This is a genomic window from Streptococcus sp. CL9.43, from assembly GCF_049737935.1.
GTDB classification, from domain to species: Bacteria; Bacillota; Bacilli; order Lactobacillales; family Streptococcaceae; genus Streptococcus; species Streptococcus infantis_I.
In genome coordinates, this window is sequence record NZ_JBKOTS010000002.1 from 346,826 (window position 1) to 371,919 (window position 25,094).

The window sequence follows — 25,094 nt, forward strand, 5'->3', positions numbered from 1 at the left end:
ATTCCTTGCATTTTAATTAACTTTCGTTTACAATAGATTATGGTTATTTAGACAAGTGTTTTTGTTTTTATAGTTGGAATTTTTAACAGGAGTCTTTTCAAATGAATAAATTAGTAAAATTAGGGCTTACATCATTTTCAATTTTTGTATTGAATTCATATACACAATTCATTGTTAAATCTGATGAGAATATAAGTACAGAAACTATTGCTATCCAAGAAAATTCGGGTTATAGTGATAATAGCATCTCAAAACTAGAGTCTTCTACATCAAACCAAATTGATGACTCTAACAAATCATTCGAATCATCTATTGCTGTAACAGAAGAAAATAACGTAGAAACAAAACTAAACGATAATGTTATTTCTGAAGGTGGCCATGTTAACGTAGAGGGACAGAATGCTACTATAACTAAAGATGGGAAGAGTGTCACTTATAGCTATATAGTTGCTTACCAGAGAATGCATTCTAGTGACCATGCACAAACAGTAAATGATCTTTTGATTCGAGTTCCAAAGATTAAGAATGCTACGGTACAATTCACTCTTGTTGGTACACGAGATGCTAAGGGCAATCCTATCAATGTCAATAAGCCAATGACAGAGATTAGCTTTGATGATACAGAAAAATATGATCGCGAAACCTTTAATACTCCGACCGTTGAGGAACTGGAAGCAGGAAGAACACCTTACGTAGTCAATACCAGCAACTACGAATATGGTTATATGACAGATGGTAAAGTTGAATCTTATGGTTTGTTTACCAATTTTGATAATAGTCAAGCTTACAAAGTAGAAGTTACAATCTCAATTGATGAAGCTAAGAAAATCAAATACCTACCAATTGATGCCCGAATGGTTTGGAAATCTAGTCAAGAAGGTGGTGTTATGAGTTATGAAACCGGCTCTCAAAACTTAGAAGATTATGATAACCATCGTTTAGCGGTTGACTTGGTTAGTGGCAACATTGGTGGTTTTGGAGATCCTTCATTGATTGATGATAGTCATGTAAAGAATGGTCACCTTATCAAGTCAGTGTCCAATCCAACTACCTATATTACCCCAAATAATGGTGATTGGACAAGAATCCCTGAAGATACCAATATAGATAAATCAACATTTTTCAATTATGTTGATAAATTTACGTTAAGAGCAAACAAGAAAGTAGTTTATTACGTATCTGAAAAAGAAGATATGGCTGACCAAGATGTTTCAGCTTTATATACAGGTAATGTAATTATAGATTATCTTATCAAAGGTACTAACCAAAAATTAAAAGAAACATACAACAAGATTTCTGAATTTCCTATTTATGATTCAACTGGAGAGTTGGTTACATACAAAGTCGGAGATAATAGCATTGAACGTCCTGACAAAATAATGGTTGATGGAATCACATATCGTCTTGTTGGACTCTCGACTTCTTCTGATTCGGAAACTGGAACGTTAAAAAATGGAACAGTTCATATTACTTATGAATATGAAAAGGAAATCCTAACAACGACAGAAGAACCAACAACAACAACGGCAGAAGAGCCAACAACAACGACAGAAGAACCAACAACAACAACGGCAGAAGAGCCAACAACAACGACAGAAGAACCAACAACAACGGCAGAAGAGCCAACAACAACGACAGAAGAACCGACTCCTGGTTCAAGTTCAGAACCTGGACAGGCACAGACTTCTAGTTCCGAAAAGGAAACAGAAGCAGAGTCAAAATCTGTAGCGGACCAAAAAGAGCTACCAAATACAGGTGAGTCACATTCTCAATTATTCTATACAATCGCAGCTATTCTATTGGGATTCTTTGGAATTTCACTATTAAAAGTGACACACTAAAAGTGACACACGATAATAAGTAAGTCTCAGTCAAAGATTTAACATGAGTCAACCCTTTAGGGCTGACTTTTTTATTTGAATGATTTGTTAAGTGAAGTTTGAAGCATTTAAAGGATATTATGTATATTTATTACAAATAACGATTTACAATCTTTTCAAAACATTAAATTATTCTGAACTTTTTCTTAAAGAAAACTGATATAAGGTATCTTTAAGCGATGTTCTGTATAGTTATACCATCGCTAAGAAAGGAGTGCCGGTATGAACTATATAGTAATTCCAGCTTATCAACCTGATAATAAACTTATCAAACTCATCGAAAAAATCCACGAAAAGAGTGATTTTCGTATTCTAGTTATCGACGACGGTAGTTCATCAAAGTGTCAAAATATCTTTGATAAAGCAGAACAATATGCTACGGTACTCCGTCACCAAGTGAACCAAGGTAAAGGCCAAGCGCTTAAAACGGCCTTTACTTATATCCAACAACAAAATAGCTACGGAACGGTTGTAACGGCAGACGCAGATGGTCAGCATAAGATTTGGGATATTTTCCGTACGGCTAACAAAGCTTCTGAAAATCCTAATAAGCTAATCTTGGGTGTGCGGGCCGTCACAGGTAAAGTACCCCTTCGTAGCCGTTTCGGAAATAGCTTGACAAAAGCACTCTTTAAACTTCAAACAGGAGTAGGTGTAATAGATACACAAACTGGACTTCGTGCTTTTACAACAAATCTCATTCCTTTTATGTTGAAAATAGAGGGAAATCGTTACGAATACGAAATGAATATGTTACTTGAGGCTACTAAAGAATATCAAATTTTAGAAGTTCCCATTGAAACTGTCTATATCAATGATAATGAGGATTCACACTTCCGACCAATAAAAGATGGGCTCATGATTTATAAAAATATCTTTAAATTTGCCTTATCATCTCTCAGTAGCTTTGTTGTAGACTATATCGTTTACGCTATTGCAATCTTGTTTTTACCAACAGCGCCAACAAGTTTTCGAATTTTCCTAGCTAACGGACTAGCTCGTGTGACAAGCTCCATTTTTAACTACTCTACAAATAAAAAACTAGTCTTTAAAAATGACGATAGCCTTGTGAAAACAGGGATGGGGTACTTTGGTCTAGCAGTCGGACTCTTTGTCTTAGACACGCTACTGATTCGTCTCTTCTTTACAGTGTTTGGTATCAACCTTCTGATTGCCAAAATTATCGTCGGCATCCTTCTCTTCGCTGTCTCTTGGATAGTGCAAAAGAAATTGATCTTTAAGGAAAGGACATCAACTGTATTATGAAATTATTAAAGAAACCATATGCTTATGCCTCGGTTCTCGGTTTACTCTTGACAGGATCCTTTAGTTACTGAATGTTGAAAACTTTTGTACTTGCTGAGACTATTTCGACAGTAGCAACAACTAATACAAGTTCCAACACAGCTCAAGCTAGCCAAGCAGCTAAGACAGCAACAGTAACTAACTCAAGTTATAAGGACGAGAATATCTCTATCAATTTGACTGAAACGACGGTTAATCATACCCAAGTGTATGTTGCAGATGTTACAGTAAGTTCATCAGAATATCTAAAAACAGCATTTGCTCAAAACTCATTTGGAACAAACGTAACAGCTAAAACATCTGTCACTGCTGCAGATAATGATGCAATTTTAGCAGTCAATGGTGACTATTACGGTGCCAATTCTTCAGGTTATGTTATCCGTAATGGCGTTGTCTATCGTGATACTGTCCGTGAAAATTCTAATAATGGTGATTTAGCCATTTATAAAGATGGTTCTTTCAAGATTATTTACGAGGATCAGATTTCAGCTGACCAACTAGTCAAAGACGGAGTTGTTAATCTCTTAGCTTTTGGTCCTGCCTTGGTTGAAAATGGTGAAGTAGTAGTAGGAAAAAACCAAGAAGTTGGACAAGCTATGGCTTCGAATCCACGTACAGCTATTGGTATTATCGACGAAAACCACTACATTATTGTAGTTTCTGACGGACGTACATCTGAAAGTGAAGGTCTCTCTTTGTACCAGCTAGCTGAGGTTATGAAATCCTATGGTGCAAAAACTGCCTACAATCTTGATGGTGGGGGATCCTCTACACTTTACTTCAACGGTCAGGTTATCAATAAACCGACGACTGGTGGAAACAAAATTTCAGAAAGGGCGGTGAGTGATATTGTCTACATCGGTTACTAATCTTGTTAAAAAACGTTTTAAAAAAACTGCCATCTCTTATACACTAATTACAATTTTCTTCTTTGCTTTTTCTAGAATTTATGAAGCATTTAGTTTTGGAGAGACATCAGTTTACATGCATTACTTGTTCACCGTACCTCTTGTCGGTGGGATAATACTAGTAATCTTGCTCAAAGCTCTTCCACATTTCTCTCGTATCAATTTTAATCTATGGAATTCGGCAGTAGCGATTATTACAGCAGGTACGCTTTTCCGAGGAATTGTCAATCTATCTGGTCGTTCAACTACTCTTGATGCCCCTTACTGGTATGTCGGTATCGGATTTGTCGTTCTAGCTCTTTTATCAATATCTATAAATCCTATTCGATTGAAGAAGAATGTAAGAACAGCTGAAGTTTAGAAAAATGATAAAAAGTAGTCGTTTATATCCTATTCGACTACTTTTTGTTGACTTTTATTTCTAAAATGTTTTAACAATATTACAAGTTTCTTTCTTCTTAAAGATCTTACTTTTATATTTTAAATTATATTGTATAATAAAATGGATGATTGTCGTCCTTAAACGAGATAAAAAAATAAAGAATATGAATTTATAAAATTGAAAGGATAAAAATGAAAAAGATATTACTAGCAAGTACAGTTGTTCTTTCCATGGCCGGGATTTCTAAAACAACTGTATTAGCAGAGGAAAACCAAGCTACAAACAAAGTTCAAAGTTCAGAAAAAACTTTAGCAAATGGAACGAGTAAGGAAGCTAAAGAGAAAAAGCAAGCTCAAGGTCAAGAGCAGAAGGATAAGCAGAATCAAAACGAAACACAAATCAAGGCAGAAAAGGATTCTTCTCAATCTGAACAGAAACAAGAAACAGCTGTTACTAAGGATAACTCTTCAACAGAAGAAATTACTGAAGAGGTCGACAAAGAAGGTTGGCAAAAAGAGAATGGCCAATGGCGTTATTATGAAAGTAAAAAGGCTGTTACGAATTGGAAAAAAATAGCTGGTCATTGGTATTATTTTAACCAAGATGGCATCATGCTTAGTAATACTATCTTTAATGACTACCTATTGAATAATAGCGGTGCTTTGGCAGAATCTTCTTGGGTTAAAATAGATGAAAAGTGGTACTTTGCTACAAACTCAGGAAAAATCATCCGCAACAAGTGGGAAAAAATCAACGGTGCTTGGTATCGCTTCGATGAATCTGGTTCCATGTTAACTAATACCGTTTACAATGACTACCTTCTTCAGAGTAGTGGAGCTATGTACGAAAGGGGTTGGGCGAAAATTGATGAGAAGTGGTACTATGCTACTGATTCAGGAAAAATCATCCGTAATAAATGGGAGAAAATCAATGGTTCATGGTATCGTTTTGATGAATCAGGTACCATGTTAAGTAAAACCATTTATAATGACTACCTTCTCAAAACTAGTGGCGCTATGGCTGAAAAGGATTGGGTGCAGATGGATGAGAAGTGGTATTATGCTACTGATTCAGGAAAAGCTATCCGGGATAAATGGGAAAAAATCAATGGTTCATGGTACTCTTTTCATAAAGATGGTGACATGTTAAGTAGCCAATGGAAAGAGAAATATTATCTAAAAGATAGTGGGGCCATGGCTCAAAGTGAATGGTTCTTTGATAAAAAGTTCGATAGTTGGTTCTACTTAAAATCTGATGGTGCTTATGCTGAAAACCAATGGCAAGGCTCTTACTATCTCAAATCTTATGGTTATATGGCCAAGAATGAGTGGATTTTTGATAAAAGTTATAACGCCTGGTATTATCTCAAAGAAGATGGGGCATATGTAACTGGTAATTTCACCATTAACGGTAAAGACTATTCTTTCCAAAGCAATGGAAAATGGATTTCCGAGACAGCAGCATACTATAAAGTAAAACCAATTACAGCAAATGTATATAGTGCTTCTGGTGAAAAACTCAGCTATATTTCGCAAGGAAGTATTGTATCGATTGATGGATCCGAGACCAAAGACGGTCGACTTCCAGTCAAAATTTCAGGTCTTTCAGGATATATGAACAGGAGTGATCTAGTAGCGGTTAGCTCAGATAGTGACTTCATTCCTCACTATGCATCTGATGGTAATTATCTTTATCATGAGTTATCACCATACGCAAGTATCCGTGTAGCCCCTCATAGTTCATCAATGGCGATTGGTAAAAAATATTATTCAGCTGATGGTATTAACTTTGAAAACTTTACAGTTGAAAATCCTTTCTTATTTAGGGATTTAAGAAAACCAACTAATTACACAGCTGAAGAATTGAATAAGGTTTATTCTCTTATGAATATTCAGGGCAGCCGCCTTGCAGGTAAAGGAGAGGTCTTCAAAGAAGCGGAGAAACGCTATCAAGTAAATGCACTCTACCTTATAGCTCACAGCGCTTTAGAAAGCGCATGGGGACGTAGTCAGATTGCTAAGGATAAGAATAATTTCTTTGGTATTGCAGCCTACGATACTACTCCGTACGATTCAGCTAAGAGTTTCGATAATGTAGATAAGGGAATCTTAGGTGCAGCCAAATGGATTCGTCAAAATTATATAGATAATGGAAGAACTTACCTAGGAAATAAATCATCTGGTATGAACGTTCTTTACGCTTCAGATCCATATTGGGGTGAAAAGATTGCAAGTATCATGATGACTATCAATAGTAAACTTGGTGAAAAAGACTAAAATAGAAAAACGATAACTAAACTGATTTAGTTATCGTTTTTTATACTTATTCAGTTTAAGTTTTTTATTTAAAATATTTAAAAGAAATGTAAAAGGATTCACTTTAAAAGTAAATCCTTTTAGTTTTATAATGATTGAAGACTTGAGAACCTAAATCTTATATTCTATAAGCCTAATCATTTTCAGTATTACGAGTTTTTGCAAGAACGATAATCGACGAAACTAGAACAAGTGAACCAAGAACCGCAATAAGTGTTCCTTTGCTCTCCCCAGTAAATGGAAGTCCTGGTTTTTCTTCAGTTGTAGTTTCAGAAGAAGATGATGGAGTTGTAGTAGTTGTAGTAGTTGTAGTTATAGTAGTTACTGAAGTTGTAGGTGCTTCAGTAGTGGTTGTTGAAGTTGTAGGCGCTTCAGTAGTAGTTACTGAAGTTGTAGGTGATTCAGTAGTGGTTACTGAAGTTGTAGGCGCTTCAGTAGTGGTTACTGAAGTTGTAGGTGCTTCAGTAGTAGTTACAGAAGTCGTAGTAGGCGCTTCAGTAGTGGTTACTGAAGTTGTAGGCGCTTCAGTAGTGGTTACTGTAGTTGTAGGTGCTTCAGTAGTGGTTGTTGAAGTTGTAGGTGCTTCAGTAGTAGTTACAGAAGTCGTAGTAGGCGCTTCAGTAGTGGTTACTGTAGTTGTAGGCGCTTCAGTAGTGGTTACTGAAGTTGTAGGTGCTTCAGTAGTAGTTACAGAAGTCGTAGTAGGCGCTTCAGTAGTGGTTACTGAAGTTGTAGGCGCTTCAGTAGTAGTAGTTACTGTAGTAGTTGTAGGCGCTTCAGTTGTAGTAGTTGTTGTAGTAGTTGTTGTTGTCGTTTCTTCTTTTGGATTCACAATTGTTTTTGTTACAGCGTGGTCGGTTCCAAAGTCTTCAACATTAACGACAGTGTCAGCATCTTTAATAACGAACCCAGCAGGAGCTTCTGTTTCTGTCAAGATATATTTATCTTTTAATAATGCATTAACAGTAATATTACCATTTTCATCCGTTTCGTATTCACCAATAACTTGATTGTTCACTTCACGTACTACTTTAAATTTAGCACCCTTAAGTGGTTGATTCGCCTCATCTACTTTATGGATATTGATTGAGTAAACATAACCTTCACCAACCCCACCAGCGATTTGAACTAAAGCAGCATTTGTTACTTCTTTAAGAACTGTTCCTTTGCCTTTTAGAGTTGCATCGTTTTTCAAGAGTTCTTTATCAACAGGATCATAATTTAGACGAACGTTATAAGAAATACGATATTGGTCCGCTTCAGTAATATCTCCTAAGTCAACTACGAAAGATTGTCCATCTTCAGCGACTGTCACTTTATGTTGATCTGTAACATCAACACGGTCAGAGAATTGCCATTCTCCATCTACGAATGCAAATTTACCTTTGATAACTTTAATACTATCTTTTACATAGCTAGCATTTGTAAATTTCAAGTGATCCTCAATCGTTACACCATTGATGTTTTGTTTTGTACGATTGACTGAAATAGTGTATTGGACCTCTCTTTTATCACCTTCATTAACCCAACTAGTCTTTGTTAAAAGTCTTGGATCACCATCACCGATACCTTTAAATGTAACCTTACCAGCAGGTTTTGTTTCATTGTTTATAGTAATCTCAATTGGGATTTCTCCTTGTTGAGGGTGTTTTTTGAAATCAACACGTGCATAAAAGAAGAAAGCCCCATTAGTATCAGAGTGTTTTTCAACATAATCTGTATAAGTTAATGTTAATTTTTTGTTAGTAGCATCAACTTTAGCGTGTGCGATGATTTCTTTTGTAATCTTATCAGGAATATCAAAAGTCTGAGAAGTAATCATTAAAGCCTCTGGAACCGTAAGTGTCGTTTGATCCCCAGCCTTAACATTTTTTCCAGCTAAATTAAAATTTGCATTGATACGGAATGTAGCCCATTGCTCTAAATCCCAAGTTAGATCTCCACCTTCATTATTTGATACCTTAACATTTTGGATTGTATCTACGAATTTTCCAGTTACTGAAACCTCAGGAGTTTCAGCAAAAGTTTTATTCAAACTAAATACAAAGACAGTTGTCAATAAGCATATCAAAAATGAGAAAATACTAAACTTTTTCTTTTTGTTCATCATATACATCCTTCTTATAAATTAAGATAGTTTCTAAATATAATATAAAGTAGCGTCAATCACTAATTGAAAGACGAGTTAGTTATATAGGTTCATTTTATAGACAAACTTTAACCAAGCCTCCTTCTAGTCTAACACTAAAACTCCCCTATAACGTGAATTATATCACAATTAAATATGGACATCAATGTTTAAGGTGTCAAATTATTATTAAAATGTAAGTTTTTTAAAATATTATAATGTTTATGTCTTTAAGAGATATAAAGTGTAGAAATACGCTAACATTTCTAGTAAAATTGGGAATATTAAATGTCGGTATTTAATTTAAATTACGAACTATATTTTTATAATATTTCAGAAATTTAATATATTTTCGTAATACTAGACTGTGAATTTTTGGCTGTAAAGTTTAACCTTTTCCTTCAATTTTCATTCATTTTAAAATACTTATTTTGTTAAAAGTTTTGTTTGTGCTATACTTTTAATTATATAAAAACTATGAATGCAGGATAATAAATAGATGACTTATAAATTTTTACTCTTCGACCTTGATCATACCTTGCTTGATTTTGATACTGCTGAGGATGTGGCTTTAACGCAACTTCTAAAAGAAGAAGGTGTTGCTGATATTCAATCCTATAAAGATTATTACGTTCCAATGAATAAGTCTCTCTGGAAGGATTTGGAAGAGAAAAAGATTACAAAACAAGAACTAGTCAACACACGATTTTCAAAATTGTTTTCGCATTTTGGAATTGAAAAAGATGGCGTATACTTATCTGAACGTTATCAGTTTTATTTAGCTCAACAGGGGCAGGTGTTTTCTGGAGCCATGGAACTCTTAGATAGTCTTCTTGATCGTGGTTATGAACTCTACGCTGCCACCAACGGGATCACTACAATTCAGACAGGTCGCATGGCTCAATCAGGTCTTGCTCCCTATTTCAACCAAGTCTTTATCTCAGAGCAGTTGCAAACTCAAAAACCTGATGCACTATTCTATGAAAAAATTGGTCAGCAGATTGCTGGATTTAGTAAAGAAAAGACGCTGATGATTGGAGATTCTCTAACCGCCGATATCCAAGGTGGCAATAATGCAGGCATCGATACCATCTGGTATAATCCTCATCATCTGGTAAATAAGAGCTTAGCCCAGCCAACTTATGAAGTCGACTCTTATCTGGCTCTGCTAGAACTCTTAGATAAACTGTAAAAAGTGGTTTCCATAGCCACTTTTTGCTATAATAGAGGCAGTAAGACAGAAGGAATAGATAATGATGTTAAGGGCAGAACTTTCTCTTTATGAACCATTGTATACACTAAAGGAAGTTGATCAAAATATCTGGATAGTAGATGGTGATTTGATTCGAATGGACATGAAGATCTTCAAACTTCCTTTTCAGACACGTATGACGGTGATTAAGTTAAATGATGGCAAACTTTGGATTCATTCTCCTATTGCGCCAAATGAAAAACTTTTTACTGAACTGGACGCTTTGGGCAAAGTAGCTTACCTGATTTCACCAAATAAAATCCACTACGCCTATATTGCAGATTGGAAACAAAGATATCCTCATGCGCAAGCATTGTCTAGTCCAGGAGTAGAAGAGAGAGCGAAAAATCAGAAAGTCAAGGTTGTATTTGATACTCCCTTAACAGATAAGGCTCCTGACTTATGGTCCAATGAGATTGATCAACTCATTTTTAGGGGAAGTTCAGTTATTGAAGAGGTGGTGTTTTTTCATAAATCAACTAAAACACTGATTGTGACAGACCTCATAGAGAATTTTGAACCGGAAAAGATAGCTAGTCCAATCCGCAGAAGATTCTATCGTTTAGCTCGTGTAACATCCCCTGATGGACAAACTCCTATCGATTATCGGATGACTTTCATAGGAAGACAAAGGGAAGCAAAGACTTCCTTTTCCCGTATGTTAAACTGGAAACCTGATAAGATCATACTTGCACATGGTTTATGCTTTTTTAAAAATGGTACGGATGAATTAAGACGTGCTTTTCGATGGATACGGTAAAGGAGAAAAAGCTATGCAACACTCATCTTGGCACGCCTTGATTAAGGAGCAATTACCGGAAGGTTATTTTGGGAAAATTAATCACTTTATGGAGCAAGTTTATACTCATGGAACTGTATATCCACCAAAAGATAAAGTTTTTCAAGCTCTTTTGACAACTCCTCTAGAAGAGGTTAAGGTGGTTATCCTTGGTCAAGATCCTTATCATGGACCAGGTCAGGCTCAAGGTTTGAGTTTTTCTGTTCCAGATAATATCCCAGCACCACCTTCTTTGCAAAATATTTTAAAAGAACTTGCTGATGATATTGGGGTGAAACCGTCACATGACTTGACCTCTTGGGCGGAGCAGGGTGTTTTGCTTCTTAATGCTTGTCTTACAGTTCCGGCAGGACAGGCCAATGGTCATGCTGGTCAGATATGGGAGCCTTTTACAGATGCTGTAATTAAGGTTGTCAATAATCTTGATAGACCAGTGGTTTTTGTCCTCTGGGGTGCTTATGCACGTAAGAAGAAGATATTGGTAACTAATCCTCAACATCTGATTATTGAATCAGCTCACCCGAGTCCCCTTTCCGTTTACAGAGGATTTTGGGGTTCCAAGCCTTTTTCCAAGGCCAATACATTCTTAACAGAGACAGGACAAGAGCCGATTGATTGGCTTAGATAAGGAGAAAATATGCCCCAGTTAGCGACGATTTGCTACATTGATAATGGAAAAGAACTGCTCATGCTTCATCGCAATAAAAAGCCTAATGATGTCCATGAAGGAAAATGGATCGGTGTAGGTGGAAAGTTAGAGCGTGGAGAAACTCCACAAGAATGTGCGGCCCGCGAGATTTTAGAAGAAACAGGATTGAAGGCTAAGCCAGTTCTTAAAGGTGTAATCACCTTTCCTGAATTTACACCAGATTTAGACTGGTACACCTATGTGTTTAAAGTAACTGAGTTCGAAGGTGAGTTGATTGACTGTAATGAAGGGACTTTAGAATGGGTTCCTTATGATGAGGTTTTGAGCAAACCAACCTGGGAAGGAGACCACACCTTCGTAGAGTGGCTTTTAGAAGATAAACCCTTCTTTTCAGCTAAGTTTGTTTATGAAGGTGATAAATTATTGGATACCCAAGTGGATTTCTACGAATAAAGGAGAAAGCAGATGTTACTAATTAAAAATGGTCGAGTAATGGATCCTAAGTCTGGTTTGGATCAAGTGTGTGATGTCTTGGTTGAAGACGGTAAAATTGTCAAAATTGCACCACAAATTAGTGAAAAAGAAGCAGAGGTCATTGATGCAACTGGTCTTGTAGTTGCACCCGGCTTGGTGGATATCCATGTTCATTTCCGTGAACCTGGTCAAACTCATAAAGAAGACATTCATACAGGTGCACTAGCAGCAGCAGCTGGTGGTTTTACGACAGTTGTCATGATGGCTAATACCAATCCAACCATCTCCGATGTTGAGACTTTGCAAGAAGTTCTTCAATCTGCAGCAAGGGAAAAAATTAATGTTAAGTCTGTAGCAACGATTACCAAGAACTTTAATGGCCAAGACTTGACTGACTTTAAGGCGCTTTTAAAAGCTGGAGCCGTTGGTTTTTCAGATGATGGTATTCCTCTTGAAAGCAGTAAAGTGGTCAAGGAAGCTATGGAAGAGGCTAAAAAACTCAACACATTTATCAGCTTACACGAGGAAGATCCTGGTCTGAATGGTACGCTAGGTTTTAATGAAAATATTGCTAAAGAACACTTCCATATTTGTGGTGCTACAGGGGTTGCAGAGTATGCAATGATTGCACGTGATGTCATGATCGCCTATGCAACAAAAGCCCATGTTCATATCCAACACTTGTCCAAGGAAGAAAGTGTTAAGGTTGTGGAGTTCGCTCAAGGTTTGGGAGCAAACGTAACTGCAGAAGTAGCACCGCAACATTTCTCTAAGACTGAAGCGCTTCTCTTGACTAAGGGAAGTAATGCTAAGATGAATCCACCACTTCGCTTGGAGTCAGACCGCTTGGCAGTTATCGAAGGTTTGAAATCAGGAGTCATTTCTGTAATTGCGACAGATCACGCGCCTCACCATGCTGATGAAAAGAATGTCGAGGATATCACTAAAGCACCATCAGGTATGACAGGACTGGAAACTTCATTGTCACTTGGTTTAACTTACTTAGTCGAAGCTGGTGAGCTAAGCTTGATGGAATTATTAGAAAAAATGACAGTAAACCCAGCAAAATTGTATCATTTTGAAGCAGGTTATTTGGCTGAAAATGGTCCAGCTGATATTACCATTTTCGATGATAAAGCTGACCGAATTGTAGACACACATTTTGCTTCTAAAGCATCTAATTCACCATTTATCGGTGAAACTTTAAAAGGGCAGGTAAAATACACTATTTGTAATGGACAGATTGTTTATAAATACTAGATGAAATACTGCTCTATAAAATTTAAATTTAGAGAGAGTCTGTATGTATCCAACCCATCATTTTAAAGACAAGTTCATTTTATTTCTTAAAATTTTCTTCCCTATTTTGGTTTATCAATTCGCAAATTATTCGGCTTCCTTTGTCGATACAACCATGACCGGCCAGTATAATACGATTGATTTAGCTGGTGTATCAATGGCTACTAGCTTGTGGAATCCTTTCTTTACTTTTTTAACAGGTATTGTTTCTGCCTTAGTCCCTATAGTTGGACATCATTTAGGACGTGGAAAAAAAGAAGAAGTGGCTTCTGATTTCTATCAGTTTCTTTATCTTTCGCTTGGTTTATCCATTTTTCTATTTGTTTTAGTTTTTCTGGTTGCTCCACTAGTTCTAAATAATATGGGATTAGAAGTGGCGGTAGCAAATATAGCAGTACGTTATCTATGGTTTTTAGCAATAGGGATTATTCCTCTCTTACTCTTTAGTGTTATTCGTTCATTACTGGATGCACTTGGATTGACAAGGTTGTCCATGTATTTGATGCTTTTATTACTCCCTCTCAATAGTAGTTTTAACTATTTATTGATTTATGGTGCCTTTGGTTTTCCTGAGTTGGGAGGAGCTGGAGCGGGACTTGGGACCTCTATGGCTTATTGGGCCTTGTTGGGTATATCTATACTAGTCCTTCTTAAACAAGAAAAATTAAAAGAACTACATTTAGAAAACCGACTACCTTTAGATAAAAATAAAATAAAAGAAGCGATAAAACTGGGGTTACCTATTGGTGGAACTGTATTTGCAGAAGTTGCTATTTTTTCAGCCGTTGGCTTAATTATGGCGAAGTTTTCATCATTGATAATAGCTAGTCATCAGTCTGCCATGAACTTTTCATCTCTCATGTACGCTTTTCCTATGAGTATTTCAACAGCAATGGCTATTGTTGTTTCTTACGAAGTTGGTGCTAAACGTCTAGAGGATGCTAAGAAATACATAAAAATTGGACGACTATCAGCTATGGCATTCGCAATTTTAACACTTTCTTTTCTGTATGTTTTTAGAGAAAATGTTACCAGTCTCTATGGTCATGATCCAGAGTTTATTCAACTAACTGCTAGTTTTATGACCTATAGCTTATTTTTCCAGTTAGCTGATACATTTGCGGCACCATTACAAGGGATTTTACGAGGCTACAAAGATACTGTCATCCCTTTCTACCTTGGTCTCCTTGGATACTGGGGAGTTGCTATACCTCTTGGTTTTTTTCTAGATTATTCAACAAATCTCGAAGCTTATTCATATTGGATAGGTCTTATCGTAAGTTTAGTTGTCAGTGGATTACTCTATCAGTGGCGTTTACAAGTTATTATGAAAAGATTCAAATAATTTGTTGAAAATACCCTTGAAAAATTACTTTGTGAAAAAGCCATTTTACGTAAAGAAAAGTCTTGATTTCATTGACTTTTCTTTTTTTATATTGTGAAAAAATATCAAGCATAATCTTTGACTCTAGTTAACCTATAAGTTAGAATAGAACTATAAGAAATTAAACTTAGAAAGGCAAGATTATGTCAACTTTAGATAAAAATCTTTTGCTTGAGATGTTCCGTAAGATGGAAGAAATTCGTCGTATGGATTTAAAAATTGCTCAATTAGTAAAAAAAGGTAAAGTGCCAGGTATGACGCACTTTTCTGTTGGTGAGGAAGCTGCAAACGTTGGGGCTATGTTAGCTCTAAACGAAGACGACCTCATAACATCGAACCACCGTGGTCACGGACAAGCCATTGCTAAAGGAATCGACCTTAATGGTATGATGGCTGAAATCCTTGGTAAGTATACTGGAACTTGTAAGGGTAAAGGTGGATCAATGCACATCGCCGACCTTGATGCTGGTAACCTTGGTGCCAACGGTATTGTAGGTGGTGGTATGGGGATTGCAGTAGGGGCTGCCCTTACTCAACAAATGAAAAACACTGGTAAAATTGTTGTCTGCTTCTTTGGTGATGGAGCGACGAATGAAGGTGTATTCCACGAAGCTGTTAATATGGCTTCAATTTGGAATCTTCCAGTAATTTTCTACTGTATCAATAACGGTTATGGAATCTCTGCCGATATTAAGAAAATGACAAATGTCAAGCATATCCATGAGCGTAGTGCTGCTTACGGTATTCCTGGAATGTTTATCGAAGACGGTAACAATGTTATCGATGTCTATGAAGGATTTAAGAAAGCAGTTGACCATGTTCGTTCTGGTAAAGGTCCTGTCTTGATCGAAAGTGTAACTTACCGTTGGCTTGGTCACTCATCATCAGACCCTGGTAAATATCGTACACGTGAAGAAGTCGATGAGTGGAAAGAAAAAGATCCAATCGAAAACCTTCGCAAGTACCTTGTTGAAAATAAAATTGCTAGTGCAGAAGAACTCGAAGAAATTCAAGCGCAAGTTAAGGAAGCAGTGGAAGCATCTGTTAAGTTTGCAGAAGAAAGTCCATTCCCTCCACTAGAATCAGCTTTTGAAGATATTTACGCAGACTAAGGAGAAGTAGAGAAATATGGAAACAAAATTAATGTCTTTCCGCGATACCATTATCCTTGCAATGTCTGAGGAAATGCGTCGCGACGAAAATGTACTCTTGATGGGTGAAGATGTCGGTGTCTTTGGTGGAGACTTTGGTACATCTGTAGGTATGCTTGAAGAATTTGGACCAGAACGTGTTCGTGACTGTCCAATTTCCGAAGCAGCTATTTCTGGAGCAGCTGCTGGTGCTGCTATGACTGGACTTCGCCCAATCGTTGACATGACTTTCATGGACTTTTCTGTTATTGCCATGGATAATATCGTCAACCAAGCAGCTAAAACTCGTTATATGTTTGGTGGTAAAGGTCAAGTGCCTATTACAATCCGCTGTGCTGCTGGTAACGGAGTAGGTTCTGCAGCTCAGCACTCACAATCATTGGAATCTTGGTTTACTCATATCCCAGGATTGAAGGTTGTTGCTCCAGGTACACCTGCTGATATGAAGGGACTTCTTAAGTCTTCTATCCGTGATAACAACCCTGTTATCATTCTTGAATACAAATCAGAATTTAACCAAAAAGGGGAAGTACCAGTAGATCCAGACTATACTATCCCACTTGGTGTCGGAGAAATCAAACGCGAAGGAACTGATGTAACAGTAGTAACATACGGTAAAATGCTTCGTCGTGTCATGCAAGCAGCTGAAGAATTGGCTGAAGAAGGCATCTCAGTAGAAGTAGTAGACCCACGCACCTTGGTTCCACTTGATAAAGACATCATCATTAATTCAGTTAAGAAGACTGGAAAAGTAGTTCTTGTCAACGATGCCCACAAGACAAGTGGTTTTATCGGTGAAATTTCAGCTATTATCTCAGAATCAGAAGCATTCGATTATTTAGATGCACCTATTCGCCGTTGTGCAGGGGAAGATGTGCCGATGCCTTACGCACAAAATCTTGAAAATGCAATGATTCCAACAGTTGAGAGCATCAAAGATGCAATCCGTAAAACTCACAACAAACAATAATACATAAAATAAATTATGTAAATAAATTAATCGGACGAGATGCTTTGTATCTATAGATGCAAAGTTCTCTACGTCCTTGATATCTTAGATTAGAGCACGGGCTAAAAGCTCGGAAAAAAGATAAATCTTCTTGACTTCGTCGAGGTCTATGTTGATTTCCTATTTTTGGTCACTTTTTAACGCCCTTTGCATCATGTAATTGAATTCGGACGGAGGTCTGTGAAAAAAAGATAGATTTCCTTGTGTTCATCGAACACATCGTCAATCTCCTATTTTTTCATTGCCCTCTTCGTCCTTAATATCTTAGTATAGAATAGGAGAGGTCATGGCTGATGATAAGCTAAGAGCGACTCCTGCAGCTAGAAAATTAGCGGATGATTTAGGAATTAATCTCTACGATATTTCTGGCTCAGGCGCAAACGGTCGTGTCCACAAAGAAGACGTGGAAACATTTAAAGACACTAATGTGGTTCGCATTTCACCACTTGCAAAACGAATTGCCCTTGAACATAACATTGCATGGCAGGAAATCCAAGGAACTGGTCATCGTGGCAAGATTATGAAGAAGGATGTTTTAGCTTTCCTTCCTGAAAATATTGAAAACGATACGATTAAGTCACCTTCTCAGATTGAAAAAGTGGAAGAAGTTCCAGATAACGTAACTCCTTATGGGGAAATCGAGCGTATTCCAATGACACCAATGCGTAAGGTTATTGCTCAACGTATGGTTGAGTCATACTTGACTGCACCAACCTTCACGCTTAACTATGATGTCGATATGTCTGAAATGCTTGCCCTTCGTAAGAAAGTCCTTGATCCAATCATGGAGGCAACTGGTAAGAAAATTACTGTTACAGACTTGCTCTCACTTGCGGTTGTTAAGACGCTTATGAAACACCCATACATCAATGCGTCATTAACTGAAGATGGTAAGACAATTATCACTCACAACTATGTCAACCTTGCGATGGCAGTTGGAATGGATAATGGTTTGATGACGCCAGTTGTTTATAATGCTGAAAAAATGAGTTTGTCTGAGTTGGTGGTTGCATTTAAAGACGTTATTGGACGCACCTTGGATGGTAAATTAGCTCCAAGTGAATTGCAAAATTCAACCTTTACTATCAGTAACTTGGGAATGTTTGGTGTTCAATCATTCGGTCCAATTATTAACCAACCGAACTCAGCAATCCTTGGGGTTAGCTCGACAATTGAGAAACCTGTTGTAGTTAATGGTGAAATCGTGATTCGTCCAATTATGAGTCTTGGTTTAACAATTGACCACCGTGTCGTAGATGGTATGGCTGGTGCTAAGTTTATGAAAGACTTGAAAGCTTTAATTGAAAACCCAATCTCAATGTTGGTTTAAAGTATTTGTTTTAGAAATATAGATAAAGGAAGTAAGATATGGCCTTAGAAGTAATTATGCCAAAAGCCGGCGTGGATATGACAGAAGGACAAATCGTCCAATGGAATAAAAAAGTCGGAGAATTTGTAAAAGAAGGAGAAATCCTTTTGGAAATCATGACTGACAAAGTCAGCATGGAATTGGAAGCAGAAGAAGACGGTTACTTGATCGCTATCCTGAAAGGGGACGGCGAGACAGTCCCTGTTACAGAAGTTATCGGTTATCTTGGTGAAGAAGGGGAAAATATCCCAACAGCTGGAGTAGCCGCACCAGAAGCTAGCCCAGCACCTGCAGTAAGTGCTTCGAACGATGATGGTAAGAGCGATGATGCTTATGATATCGTTGTTATTGGTGGTGGACCTGCTGGTTATGTTTCTGCCATTAAAGCAGCTCAATTAGGTGGTAAGGTTGCTCTTGTTGAGAAATCTGAACTTGGTGGAACTTGTTTGAACCGTGGATGTATCCCAACTAAGACTTACCTTCACAATGCTGAAATCATTGAAAATATCGGTCATGCAGCAAATCGTGGTATCGTGATTGAAAACCCTAACTTTACAGTTGATATGGACAAACTTTTAGAAACTAAATCTAAAGTTGTTAATACTCTTGTTGGTGGTGTTGCAGGACTCCTTCGTAGTTACGGAGTTGATGTTCATAAAGGTATCGGTACTATTACTAAAGATAAGAATGTCTTGGTAAATGGTTCTGAATTGCTTGAAACTAAGAAAATCATCCTTGCTGGTGGTTCAAAAGTAAGCAAGATTAACGTTCCTGGAATGGAATCATCACTTGTTATGACTAGTGACGATATCCTTGAAATGAATGAAGTACCAGAAAGCCTCGTTATCATTGGTGGTGGAGTTGTCGGTATTGAGCTTGGTCAAGCCTTCATGACATTTGGTTCAAAAGTTACTGTTATCGAAATGATGGATCGCATTGTCCCAGCAATGGATGCGGAAGTATCTAAGAACCTTCGCTTGATTCTTGAGCGTAAAGGTATGACTATCTTGACAGGTACTAAACTTCAAGAAATCATCGAAGAAGATGGCAAACTTCGTATCAAAGTTGAAGGAAAAGATGATATCATCGCAAATAAAGCTCTTCTTTCAATCGGCCGTGTTCCAGATCTTGAAGGAATCGGAGAAGTTGAGTTTGAGTTAGACCGTGGTCGTATCAAGGTTAATGAATACATGGAAACTTCTGTTCCAGGTATCTATGCACCAGGTGATATCAACGGTACTAAGATGTTGGCCCACGCTGCCTTCCGTATGGGTGAAGTAGCGGCTGAAAATGCCCTTAAAGGAAATCACCATGTTGCTAAATTGAACTTGACTCCTGCAGCTATTTACACACTTCCAGAAGTAGCAGCAGTTGGTTTGACTGAAGAACAAGCTCGTGAGAAATATGATGTCCAAATCGGTAAATTCAACTTTGCTGCAAACGGACGTGCAATTGCATCTGATGCAGCTCAAGGATTTGTTAAAGTCATTGCAGACAAGAAATATGGCGAAATCCTTGGAGTCCATATCATTGGTCCTGCTGCTGCAGAGTTGATCAACGAAGCGTCAAGCATCATCGAAATGGAAATCACTGTTGAAGAAATGCTTAAGACAATCCACGGACATCCAACATACTCTGAAGTTATGTACGAAGCATTTGCTGATGTTCTTGGAATGGCTATCCATTCACCTAAGAAAAAATAAAAATAGATAGACTAGACTGGAATTATCTTCCAGTCTCTATCGTATTAGAAGGTATCTTATGAAATACATTATCAATCATTCAAACGACACTGCTTTTAATATCGCTTTAGAGGAATATGCTTTTAAACACCTTTTGGACGAGGATCAAATCTTCCTTCTTTGGATTAACAAACCATCTATTATTGTAGGACGTCACCAAAATACCATCGAAGAAATTAACCGTGACTATGTACGCGAAAACGGTATTGAAGTAGTCCGTCGAATCAGTGGTGGTGGAGCTGTTTACCATGATTTGAACAACCTTAACTATACCATCATTTCAAAAGAAGATGAAAACAAGGCCTTTGACTTCAAGAGCTTCTCTACTCCAGTTATCAATACTTTGGCTGAACTTGGTGTTAAAGCTGAATTTACAGGCCGTAACGACTTAGAAATAGACGGTAAGAAATTCTGTGGAAATGCACAAGCCTATATCAATGGCCGTATCATGCACCATGGTTGTCTTCTCTTTGACGTGGATTTGTCTGTCCTAGCTAACGCACTTAAAGTATCTAAGGACAAATTTGAGTCTAAAGGTGTTAAATCAGTTCGTGCTCGAGTAACGAATATTATCGATGAGTTGCCAGAAAAGATCACTGTTGAAGAATTCCGTGATTTACTCTTGGAATACATGAAAAAAGAATACCCTGAGATGACTGAGTATGTATTCTCAGATGAAGAATTGGCTGAAATCAATCGTATTAAAGAAACTAAGTTTGGAACTTGGGACTGGAACTATGGTAAATCACCAGAGTATAACGTCCGTCGTGGAACTAAATTCCCAAGCGGTAAGGTTGAAATCTTTGCTAATGTTATTGAGTCAAAAATTCAAGATATCAAGATTTACGGTGACTTCTTTGGTATCGAAGACGTAGCAGCAGTAGAAGATGTCCTTCGTGGCATTAAATACGAACGTGAAGATGTTTTTAAAGCACTTCAAACTATTAACTTAGGCCGTTACTTCGCAGGAATTACTGCAGAAGAAATTGCTGAAGCTGTTGTTGAATAAAGTAAAAGATATCCATGTTAAATGGATATCTTTTATCTTAGACTTGATATTCAAAAATAATGAGAGTAGAATAAAGAGGAAATCTGAACAAAAAAGGGGATCATATTCGATGATGAAAATTCCAATGGAAAAACTTGGTCTATTTGAACAGTTAGATCGTATAGTAGTGGCTTTTTTTAGCAAGCAACAACCTTCAACTCCATATGATTTGAATATCAGTATTACACAAGAACACCTTGACCAGAAAAAACAAGAGCTAGAACCATTAGGCTATCAGGGTGTCCAACTACCATTAGGAATGGCTTTAGATAATATCATCCAGCAACTTCATTATAAAAGCTTAATCATTGGTGGACTTGCTTCTGACGAAATTATAGTCAGCAAAGAAGAATTAATGCCTTTGAAAGATATTGTGGACAGTTTTTGTATTATGTACGCTGCAGCGAATAACAGACTGGAAAATAGTAAGGCTTATGAATTAATGAAAGATAAGACAGTTTATTTTATTGGTAAACTATTTACAGATATTCCAAAAGCCGGTGATGAAATTGCTTATTTAGGAATTGATCGAATAGCGAGCGATGGTACACCATATGAAGCTGTTAAATGCTTTCTAACGGAAGAGAGTGCAGAGAAATTCAATGATGAAAAAAGACCGGTCACCCCTGCAAACTTGGCCTATCTAAAATCATTTTGGGGAAAACCAGTTATTATTGAGCCACATCGTAATTATTGGATCGAATTTTTATAGAAAGAATAAAAGAGCGTAAGATTCGATAAAAAATCCTACGCTCTTTTTCTAACACTAAAAACATTACATAATTTATGTTATGTATCTTATAAACTATCCAAGGCATTTTTCTGTTCGTCATTAACGATATGCGTATACAAGTCGGTAACTTGTGTGCTAGCATGTCCTAGTTGATGACTTACCAAAACCTGCGACTTAGTTGCATCATAGAGACGGGTTGCAAGAGTATGGCGCAGTTTGTGGGGAGTTACCCGAACTTTGAAGTCTTCCGAATACTTGGCGACCATTTTTTCAACACTAGAAGCATCGATACGATTTGGAACACCTCGATACAAGGTTAAGAAGAGGGCTGTATCGGTTTTTTCTGTCTTATAACGTTTGTCTCGAATAGCAAGATATTGCTCCAGATAAGGCTTAGCAAAGGCAGCAACATTGACCGAGTCTCGTTTTCCACCTTTTCGAGTGACGTCAATCACCATCATTTTAAGGTTAAGATTTCGAAGATCAAGGTTAACGGCTTCAGAGAGACGGACACCAGATGCAAGAAGCAGTGCAATAATAGCTAAATCTCGCTCTTTATTCTTGTTAAAGGATGATAAAGCACGATTTGAGAGTGTTTGAGGGTATTCCCGGTCAATATAGTTAAGAAAACCTTCTGTTTCATCCCCTAAAAAGAGTTTTTGCTTGATATTTTCAGCTCGAGCAGCTAAAGTTTCTTTCTTTTTCTTGGTAGCAACCTTCTTCATGACATTACGGTAGAAATAAGGTTCCCCTTGCTCATTTTCAACTTCCTCGGTCAAATACTTATAAAGACTAGACAGTGCAGATAAAGTACGGTTAATGGTTGTTTGAGAAACCCCGTTTTTCGTCGTATTGGCATTGAGCAGTGGACGTTCACGTAAGTAAAGAATAAAAGATTCCATGTCTTTCTTGGTCATGTGCTCCAGAACGTCTAAGGGAATATTGGCCATGGTGTCAGCATCCGATATACCAGATTCCAAGACCCAGGTGAAAAATCGATCATATTCCTTTAAGTATTCGTATAAGGTCGTAAAACTGTATGGAACAGCCAGTTTCGATTGATAGTATTCTAGAACATACCAGGGCATGACTTGTTTGAGTTTATCGATACGTTCTAATAAGATCTCGCGTTTCATGTTTTTCTCCAAATCTTTCTATACTAGTAGTATAGCATAGCTAGATATTTTTTTCAAGAAAATTATAGTTTTTCGGAAAGATGTTATAGGGGATATTGGTATTAACCGAAAAAAATTTTTGAGCAAAAAATGTACTTTATTCCCGTGAAAACTAAATCTTTCGCATACTAAAATTCTGTACACTATCTACTTGAAAACTAAAAATACAATCTTTTAAAATAATGTACTTTATAAAAATCTATGATAAAAAACAAGTTCAAATTTGAACCTGTTTTTTAAATTTTCCTATAAGGAACAAAATGTTCTCTTTTTCGTCTACGCCCTTTACAAAATATGCATGGCTCGATAGATCGTTTTACATTTGCAATCTTATCTACAATAGCCATTCTATAACGATGCTCTGGATTATTCTTACAAATCCACCAAAATCTTAATTGCGTATTATTTGGGATTCTTTCTGGATCCCCTAGAATAAGATTGTTAAGATAGTCCCACTCGTTCATCAAATCTTCAAATGAGATATTATCTTGTCTTTCTTTTAATTCTGCACAAAATGGACACATTTCTTTAAGATCTTTTGTCTCGGAATTTAAATACTTATTTAATATAATGCTGAAGCGCTCATGAAATTCGAAGTTACATTCTTTGCAGCGCCATAAATAAAACCTTTTTTCAGTTAATAATGGAACAAAACTATCTATTGAGACTTTATTATTTGGTGCCCACAATTTTGCTAGTTCAGGGTACAAATAATCAAATGTATTATACCCATTCAGAGGCTTATCGTTGTTACAGAAAGGACAACACTGAGAAACTTCTCTTCGAATTGGGATAGAACATAAATATGTCCCATGACACTTTGAACAATCCCACCAATATTTTTTCGTTTCTATTGTTGTCTGAGATAAATGAATAGGAATTTTATTTTTATCGCTCCATTCTTTGATGAGTTTTGGTTCTTTAAGGAAAATATTATTTTTAAATACCTCAGTCCTCCAGTCACATTGATTGGGACATGTTTGAAAGTTTTGATTTTCTAAATCGGTTCGACTGATCATTTCGGCTGGGCTACATTGAAAGTTGATTTTACAACAAGGACAAACCCAACTAACTACATTATTTGACTTAAACCAATATTCGGAAAAATCCCTTTCATTACTGAGGTCCCAAAATTCCCTCAAATAGGGATGTGTTTCATTTAGTGTATTAAAATCCTGAAGTTTTTCTCTATTTGAACAAAATGGACAAGACCTATCTGTTTTTTCAAATAGTGAGCATGAATACTCTCCGTGACAATTCGTACATTCCCATAACACATGAACATTAGATAATACATCAACTTGATTAGGTGTAATATTGTTCCTTTTAGACCACTCCTTGAGCATGGAAGAATTTAAAAAAGATAGAGGAGAAACATCAAAATCTTTATCCAATAACTCTTCAAATGAAGAATGACACTCCAAACAGTAATGACCACTTCTTTTAATTCGGTTCAATAATCTATCAATAGATAATTCAAATTTGCAATGACACTTATCACATTCCCAATGGATAGGTACTGTTATATTGTAACTCAGCTTCAGTTCGTTAAATTTAAATTTGTTTAAATGTTCGCTATAGATTTTAGCTAAATTTGGATAAATTGATTTGTAATCGCAATGATAGGAAGTTTCATTGCAGCCAAAATGAAATAAATCCCCACTTGTTAGTTGAAATAACCTCTTATTTGTCGCAGAATCTTTCCAACTTAATTGACACGCCGGACATTTAAAATTGAATTTTCTTTTACTATTGAACGGCAAGGTAAGAAGTTTCTCATCTAATTCTTCATCTTGCTCAATGCTGTAGTTTATATAATTTCTGAAATCGGGATAAACCTGAAGGACGCTCTCATTTTCATCAATGGAACGTTCACCTAATCCACAATGGGGGCAACACCTAAGATATTCATAACTGTCAAGCTGCACATCAATGATTTTCGCTTCCCAATGGTGTTGACAATAAGGGCAAGACCAATAGGCATATTTTAAACTATTTGACGATAATTTTTTGGGGTCAAGAACATTTCGTTTTTGATCCCAGTACATGTAAATAGCTGGATTATCTTTAACTTTCTTGTTCATTTCTTTCC

General features: G+C 36.8%; 19 protein-coding genes and 1 pseudogene. 17 read left to right on the forward strand and 3 right to left on the reverse strand.

Annotated elements, in window-relative coordinates:
• Window positions 1–101: 101 nt before the first annotated feature.
• The 5 genes and pseudogenes from ACLNCS_RS05000 (at window position 102) to ACLNCS_RS05020 (ending at window position 6,751) form a co-directional block, all read left to right on the forward strand.
• Window positions 102–1,841: an LPXTG cell wall anchor domain-containing protein gene (locus ACLNCS_RS05000; RefSeq protein ID WP_424847559.1), complete on the forward strand. Its 1,740-nt coding sequence runs from the start codon at window positions 102–104 to the stop codon at window positions 1,839–1,841.
• A 261-nt stretch (window positions 1,842–2,102) separates the two neighbouring features.
• Window positions 2,103–3,146, forward strand: a complete 1,044-nt coding sequence (locus ACLNCS_RS05005; protein ID WP_424847561.1) for a glycosyltransferase — start codon at window positions 2,103–2,105, stop codon at window positions 3,144–3,146.
• Window positions 3,143–4,054: pseudogene (locus ACLNCS_RS05010) on the forward strand (phosphodiester glycosidase family protein). The gene ACLNCS_RS05005 and the pseudogene ACLNCS_RS05010 overlap by 4 nt, the downstream one beginning before the upstream one ends.
• Window positions 4,035–4,454 (forward strand): hypothetical protein, encoded by a 420-nt coding sequence (locus ACLNCS_RS05015; RefSeq protein ID WP_074324268.1) that lies wholly within the window; start codon window positions 4,035–4,037, stop codon window positions 4,452–4,454. Before ACLNCS_RS05010 ends, ACLNCS_RS05015 begins: the two are co-directional and overlap by 20 nt.
• A gap of 212 nt (window positions 4,455–4,666) precedes the next feature.
• Window positions 4,667–6,751: a glucosaminidase domain-containing protein gene (locus tag ACLNCS_RS05020; protein WP_424847564.1), complete on the forward strand. Its 2,085-nt coding sequence runs from the start codon at window positions 4,667–4,669 to the stop codon at window positions 6,749–6,751.
• Window positions 6,752–6,923: 172 nt separating this feature from the next.
• Here the strand turns inward: ACLNCS_RS05020 and ACLNCS_RS05025 are convergent, their stop codons facing one another.
• Complete coding sequence (locus tag ACLNCS_RS05025) at window positions 6,924–8,897, reverse strand: Ig-like domain-containing protein (RefSeq protein ID WP_424847566.1); 1,974 nt, start codon at window positions 8,895–8,897, stop codon at window positions 6,924–6,926.
• Between the two features lie 520 nt (window positions 8,898–9,417).
• Here ACLNCS_RS05025 and ACLNCS_RS05030 point away from each other — a divergent pair.
• The 12 genes from ACLNCS_RS05030 (at window position 9,418) to ACLNCS_RS05085 (ending at window position 21,806) form a co-directional block, all read left to right on the forward strand.
• Complete coding sequence (locus ACLNCS_RS05030; RefSeq protein WP_424847568.1) at window positions 9,418–10,110, forward strand: YjjG family noncanonical pyrimidine nucleotidase; 693 nt, start codon at window positions 9,418–9,420, stop codon at window positions 10,108–10,110.
• A 64-nt stretch (window positions 10,111–10,174) separates the two neighbouring features.
• Window positions 10,175–10,930: a DUF4336 domain-containing protein gene (locus ACLNCS_RS05035; RefSeq protein ID WP_424847624.1), complete on the forward strand. Its 756-nt coding sequence runs from the start codon at window positions 10,175–10,177 to the stop codon at window positions 10,928–10,930.
• Window positions 10,931–10,943: 13 nt separating this feature from the next.
• Window positions 10,944–11,597, forward strand: coding sequence for a uracil-DNA glycosylase (locus tag ACLNCS_RS05040; RefSeq protein WP_247921507.1), 654 nt, complete (start codon window positions 10,944–10,946; stop codon window positions 11,595–11,597).
• A 9-nt stretch (window positions 11,598–11,606) separates the two neighbouring features.
• A complete protein-coding gene (locus ACLNCS_RS05045; protein ID WP_247921508.1) occupies window positions 11,607–12,071 on the forward strand; it encodes an NUDIX hydrolase in 465 nt (154 codons plus the stop codon).
• Between the two features lie 12 nt (window positions 12,072–12,083).
• Window positions 12,084–13,352, forward strand: coding sequence for a dihydroorotase (locus ACLNCS_RS05050; RefSeq protein WP_424847570.1), 1,269 nt, complete (start codon window positions 12,084–12,086; stop codon window positions 13,350–13,352).
• A gap of 43 nt (window positions 13,353–13,395) precedes the next feature.
• Window positions 13,396–14,736, forward strand: a complete 1,341-nt coding sequence (locus ACLNCS_RS05055) for an MATE family efflux transporter (RefSeq protein ID WP_424847572.1) — start codon at window positions 13,396–13,398, stop codon at window positions 14,734–14,736.
• A gap of 182 nt (window positions 14,737–14,918) precedes the next feature.
• Window positions 14,919–15,887 carry a thiamine pyrophosphate-dependent dehydrogenase E1 component subunit alpha gene (locus tag ACLNCS_RS05060; RefSeq protein ID WP_036757432.1) on the forward strand — a complete coding sequence of 323 codons (969 nt, stop codon included), beginning with the start codon at window positions 14,919–14,921 and terminating at the stop codon, window positions 15,885–15,887.
• Window positions 15,888–15,903: 16 nt separating this feature from the next.
• Window positions 15,904–16,896, forward strand: coding sequence for an alpha-ketoacid dehydrogenase subunit beta (locus tag ACLNCS_RS05065; protein ID WP_006152177.1), 993 nt, complete (start codon window positions 15,904–15,906; stop codon window positions 16,894–16,896).
• Between the two features lie 325 nt (window positions 16,897–17,221).
• Window positions 17,222–18,265 carry a dihydrolipoamide acetyltransferase gene (locus tag ACLNCS_RS05070; protein WP_004253723.1) on the forward strand — a complete coding sequence of 348 codons (1,044 nt, stop codon included), beginning with the start codon at window positions 17,222–17,224 and terminating at the stop codon, window positions 18,263–18,265.
• A gap of 38 nt (window positions 18,266–18,303) precedes the next feature.
• Window positions 18,304–20,007, forward strand: a complete 1,704-nt coding sequence (gene lpdA, locus ACLNCS_RS05075) for a dihydrolipoyl dehydrogenase (RefSeq protein ID WP_424847575.1) — start codon at window positions 18,304–18,306, stop codon at window positions 20,005–20,007.
• A gap of 58 nt (window positions 20,008–20,065) precedes the next feature.
• The gene (locus ACLNCS_RS05080; RefSeq protein ID WP_006148532.1) at window positions 20,066–21,055 is read left to right on the forward strand and encodes a lipoate--protein ligase; all 990 of its coding nucleotides are present in this window, start codon (window positions 20,066–20,068) and stop codon (window positions 21,053–21,055) included.
• 109 nt (window positions 21,056–21,164) lie between these two features.
• Window positions 21,165–21,806: a hypothetical protein gene (locus ACLNCS_RS05085; RefSeq protein WP_414312301.1), complete on the forward strand. Its 642-nt coding sequence runs from the start codon at window positions 21,165–21,167 to the stop codon at window positions 21,804–21,806.
• Window positions 21,807–21,892: 86 nt separating this feature from the next.
• Here ACLNCS_RS05085 and xerS read toward each other — a convergent pair whose 3' ends face one another.
• Complete coding sequence (xerS, locus tag ACLNCS_RS05090) at window positions 21,893–22,963, reverse strand: tyrosine recombinase XerS (protein WP_424847577.1); 1,071 nt, start codon at window positions 22,961–22,963, stop codon at window positions 21,893–21,895.
• A gap of 275 nt (window positions 22,964–23,238) precedes the next feature.
• Window positions 23,239–25,086, reverse strand: coding sequence for a zinc-ribbon domain-containing protein (locus ACLNCS_RS05095; protein WP_049498824.1), 1,848 nt, complete (start codon window positions 25,084–25,086; stop codon window positions 23,239–23,241).
• Between the last annotated feature and the right edge of the window lie 8 nt (window positions 25,087–25,094).

Bases quoted from the DNA above. Each gene is read 5' to 3' on its own strand.
- ACLNCS_RS05055 (WP_424847572.1), top strand. From the start codon at position 13,396: ATGTATCCAACCCATCATTTTAAAGACAAGTTCATTTTATTTCTTAAA.
- lpdA (WP_424847575.1), top strand. From the start codon at position 18,304: ATGGCCTTAGAAGTAATTATGCCAAAAGCCGGCGTGGATATGACAGAA.
- ACLNCS_RS05080 (WP_006148532.1), top strand. From the start codon at position 20,066: ATGAAATACATTATCAATCATTCAAACGACACTGCTTTTAATATCGCT.
- ACLNCS_RS05060 (WP_036757432.1), top strand. From the start codon at position 14,919: ATGTCAACTTTAGATAAAAATCTTTTGCTTGAGATGTTCCGTAAGATG.
- xerS (WP_424847577.1), bottom strand. From the start codon at position 22,963: ATGAAACGCGAGATCTTATTAGAACGTATCGATAAACTCAAACAAGTC.
- ACLNCS_RS05070 (WP_004253723.1), top strand. From the start codon at position 17,222: ATGGCTGATGATAAGCTAAGAGCGACTCCTGCAGCTAGAAAATTAGCG.
- ACLNCS_RS05095 (WP_049498824.1), bottom strand. From the start codon at position 25,086: ATGAACAAGAAAGTTAAAGATAATCCAGCTATTTACATGTACTGGGAT.
- ACLNCS_RS05030 (WP_424847568.1), top strand. From the start codon at position 9,418: ATGACTTATAAATTTTTACTCTTCGACCTTGATCATACCTTGCTTGAT.
- ACLNCS_RS05065 (WP_006152177.1), top strand. From the start codon at position 15,904: ATGGAAACAAAATTAATGTCTTTCCGCGATACCATTATCCTTGCAATG.
- ACLNCS_RS05050 (WP_424847570.1), top strand. From the start codon at position 12,084: ATGTTACTAATTAAAAATGGTCGAGTAATGGATCCTAAGTCTGGTTTG.
- ACLNCS_RS05085 (WP_414312301.1), top strand. From the start codon at position 21,165: ATGATGAAAATTCCAATGGAAAAACTTGGTCTATTTGAACAGTTAGAT.
- ACLNCS_RS05035 (WP_424847624.1), top strand. From the start codon at position 10,175: ATGTTAAGGGCAGAACTTTCTCTTTATGAACCATTGTATACACTAAAG.
- ACLNCS_RS05020 (WP_424847564.1), top strand. From the start codon at position 4,667: ATGAAAAAGATATTACTAGCAAGTACAGTTGTTCTTTCCATGGCCGGG.
- ACLNCS_RS05000 (WP_424847559.1), top strand. From the start codon at position 102: ATGAATAAATTAGTAAAATTAGGGCTTACATCATTTTCAATTTTTGTA.
- ACLNCS_RS05045 (WP_247921508.1), top strand. From the start codon at position 11,607: ATGCCCCAGTTAGCGACGATTTGCTACATTGATAATGGAAAAGAACTG.
- ACLNCS_RS05005 (WP_424847561.1), top strand. From the start codon at position 2,103: ATGAACTATATAGTAATTCCAGCTTATCAACCTGATAATAAACTTATC.
- ACLNCS_RS05025 (WP_424847566.1), bottom strand. From the start codon at position 8,897: ATGAACAAAAAGAAAAAGTTTAGTATTTTCTCATTTTTGATATGCTTA.
- ACLNCS_RS05040 (WP_247921507.1), top strand. From the start codon at position 10,944: ATGCAACACTCATCTTGGCACGCCTTGATTAAGGAGCAATTACCGGAA.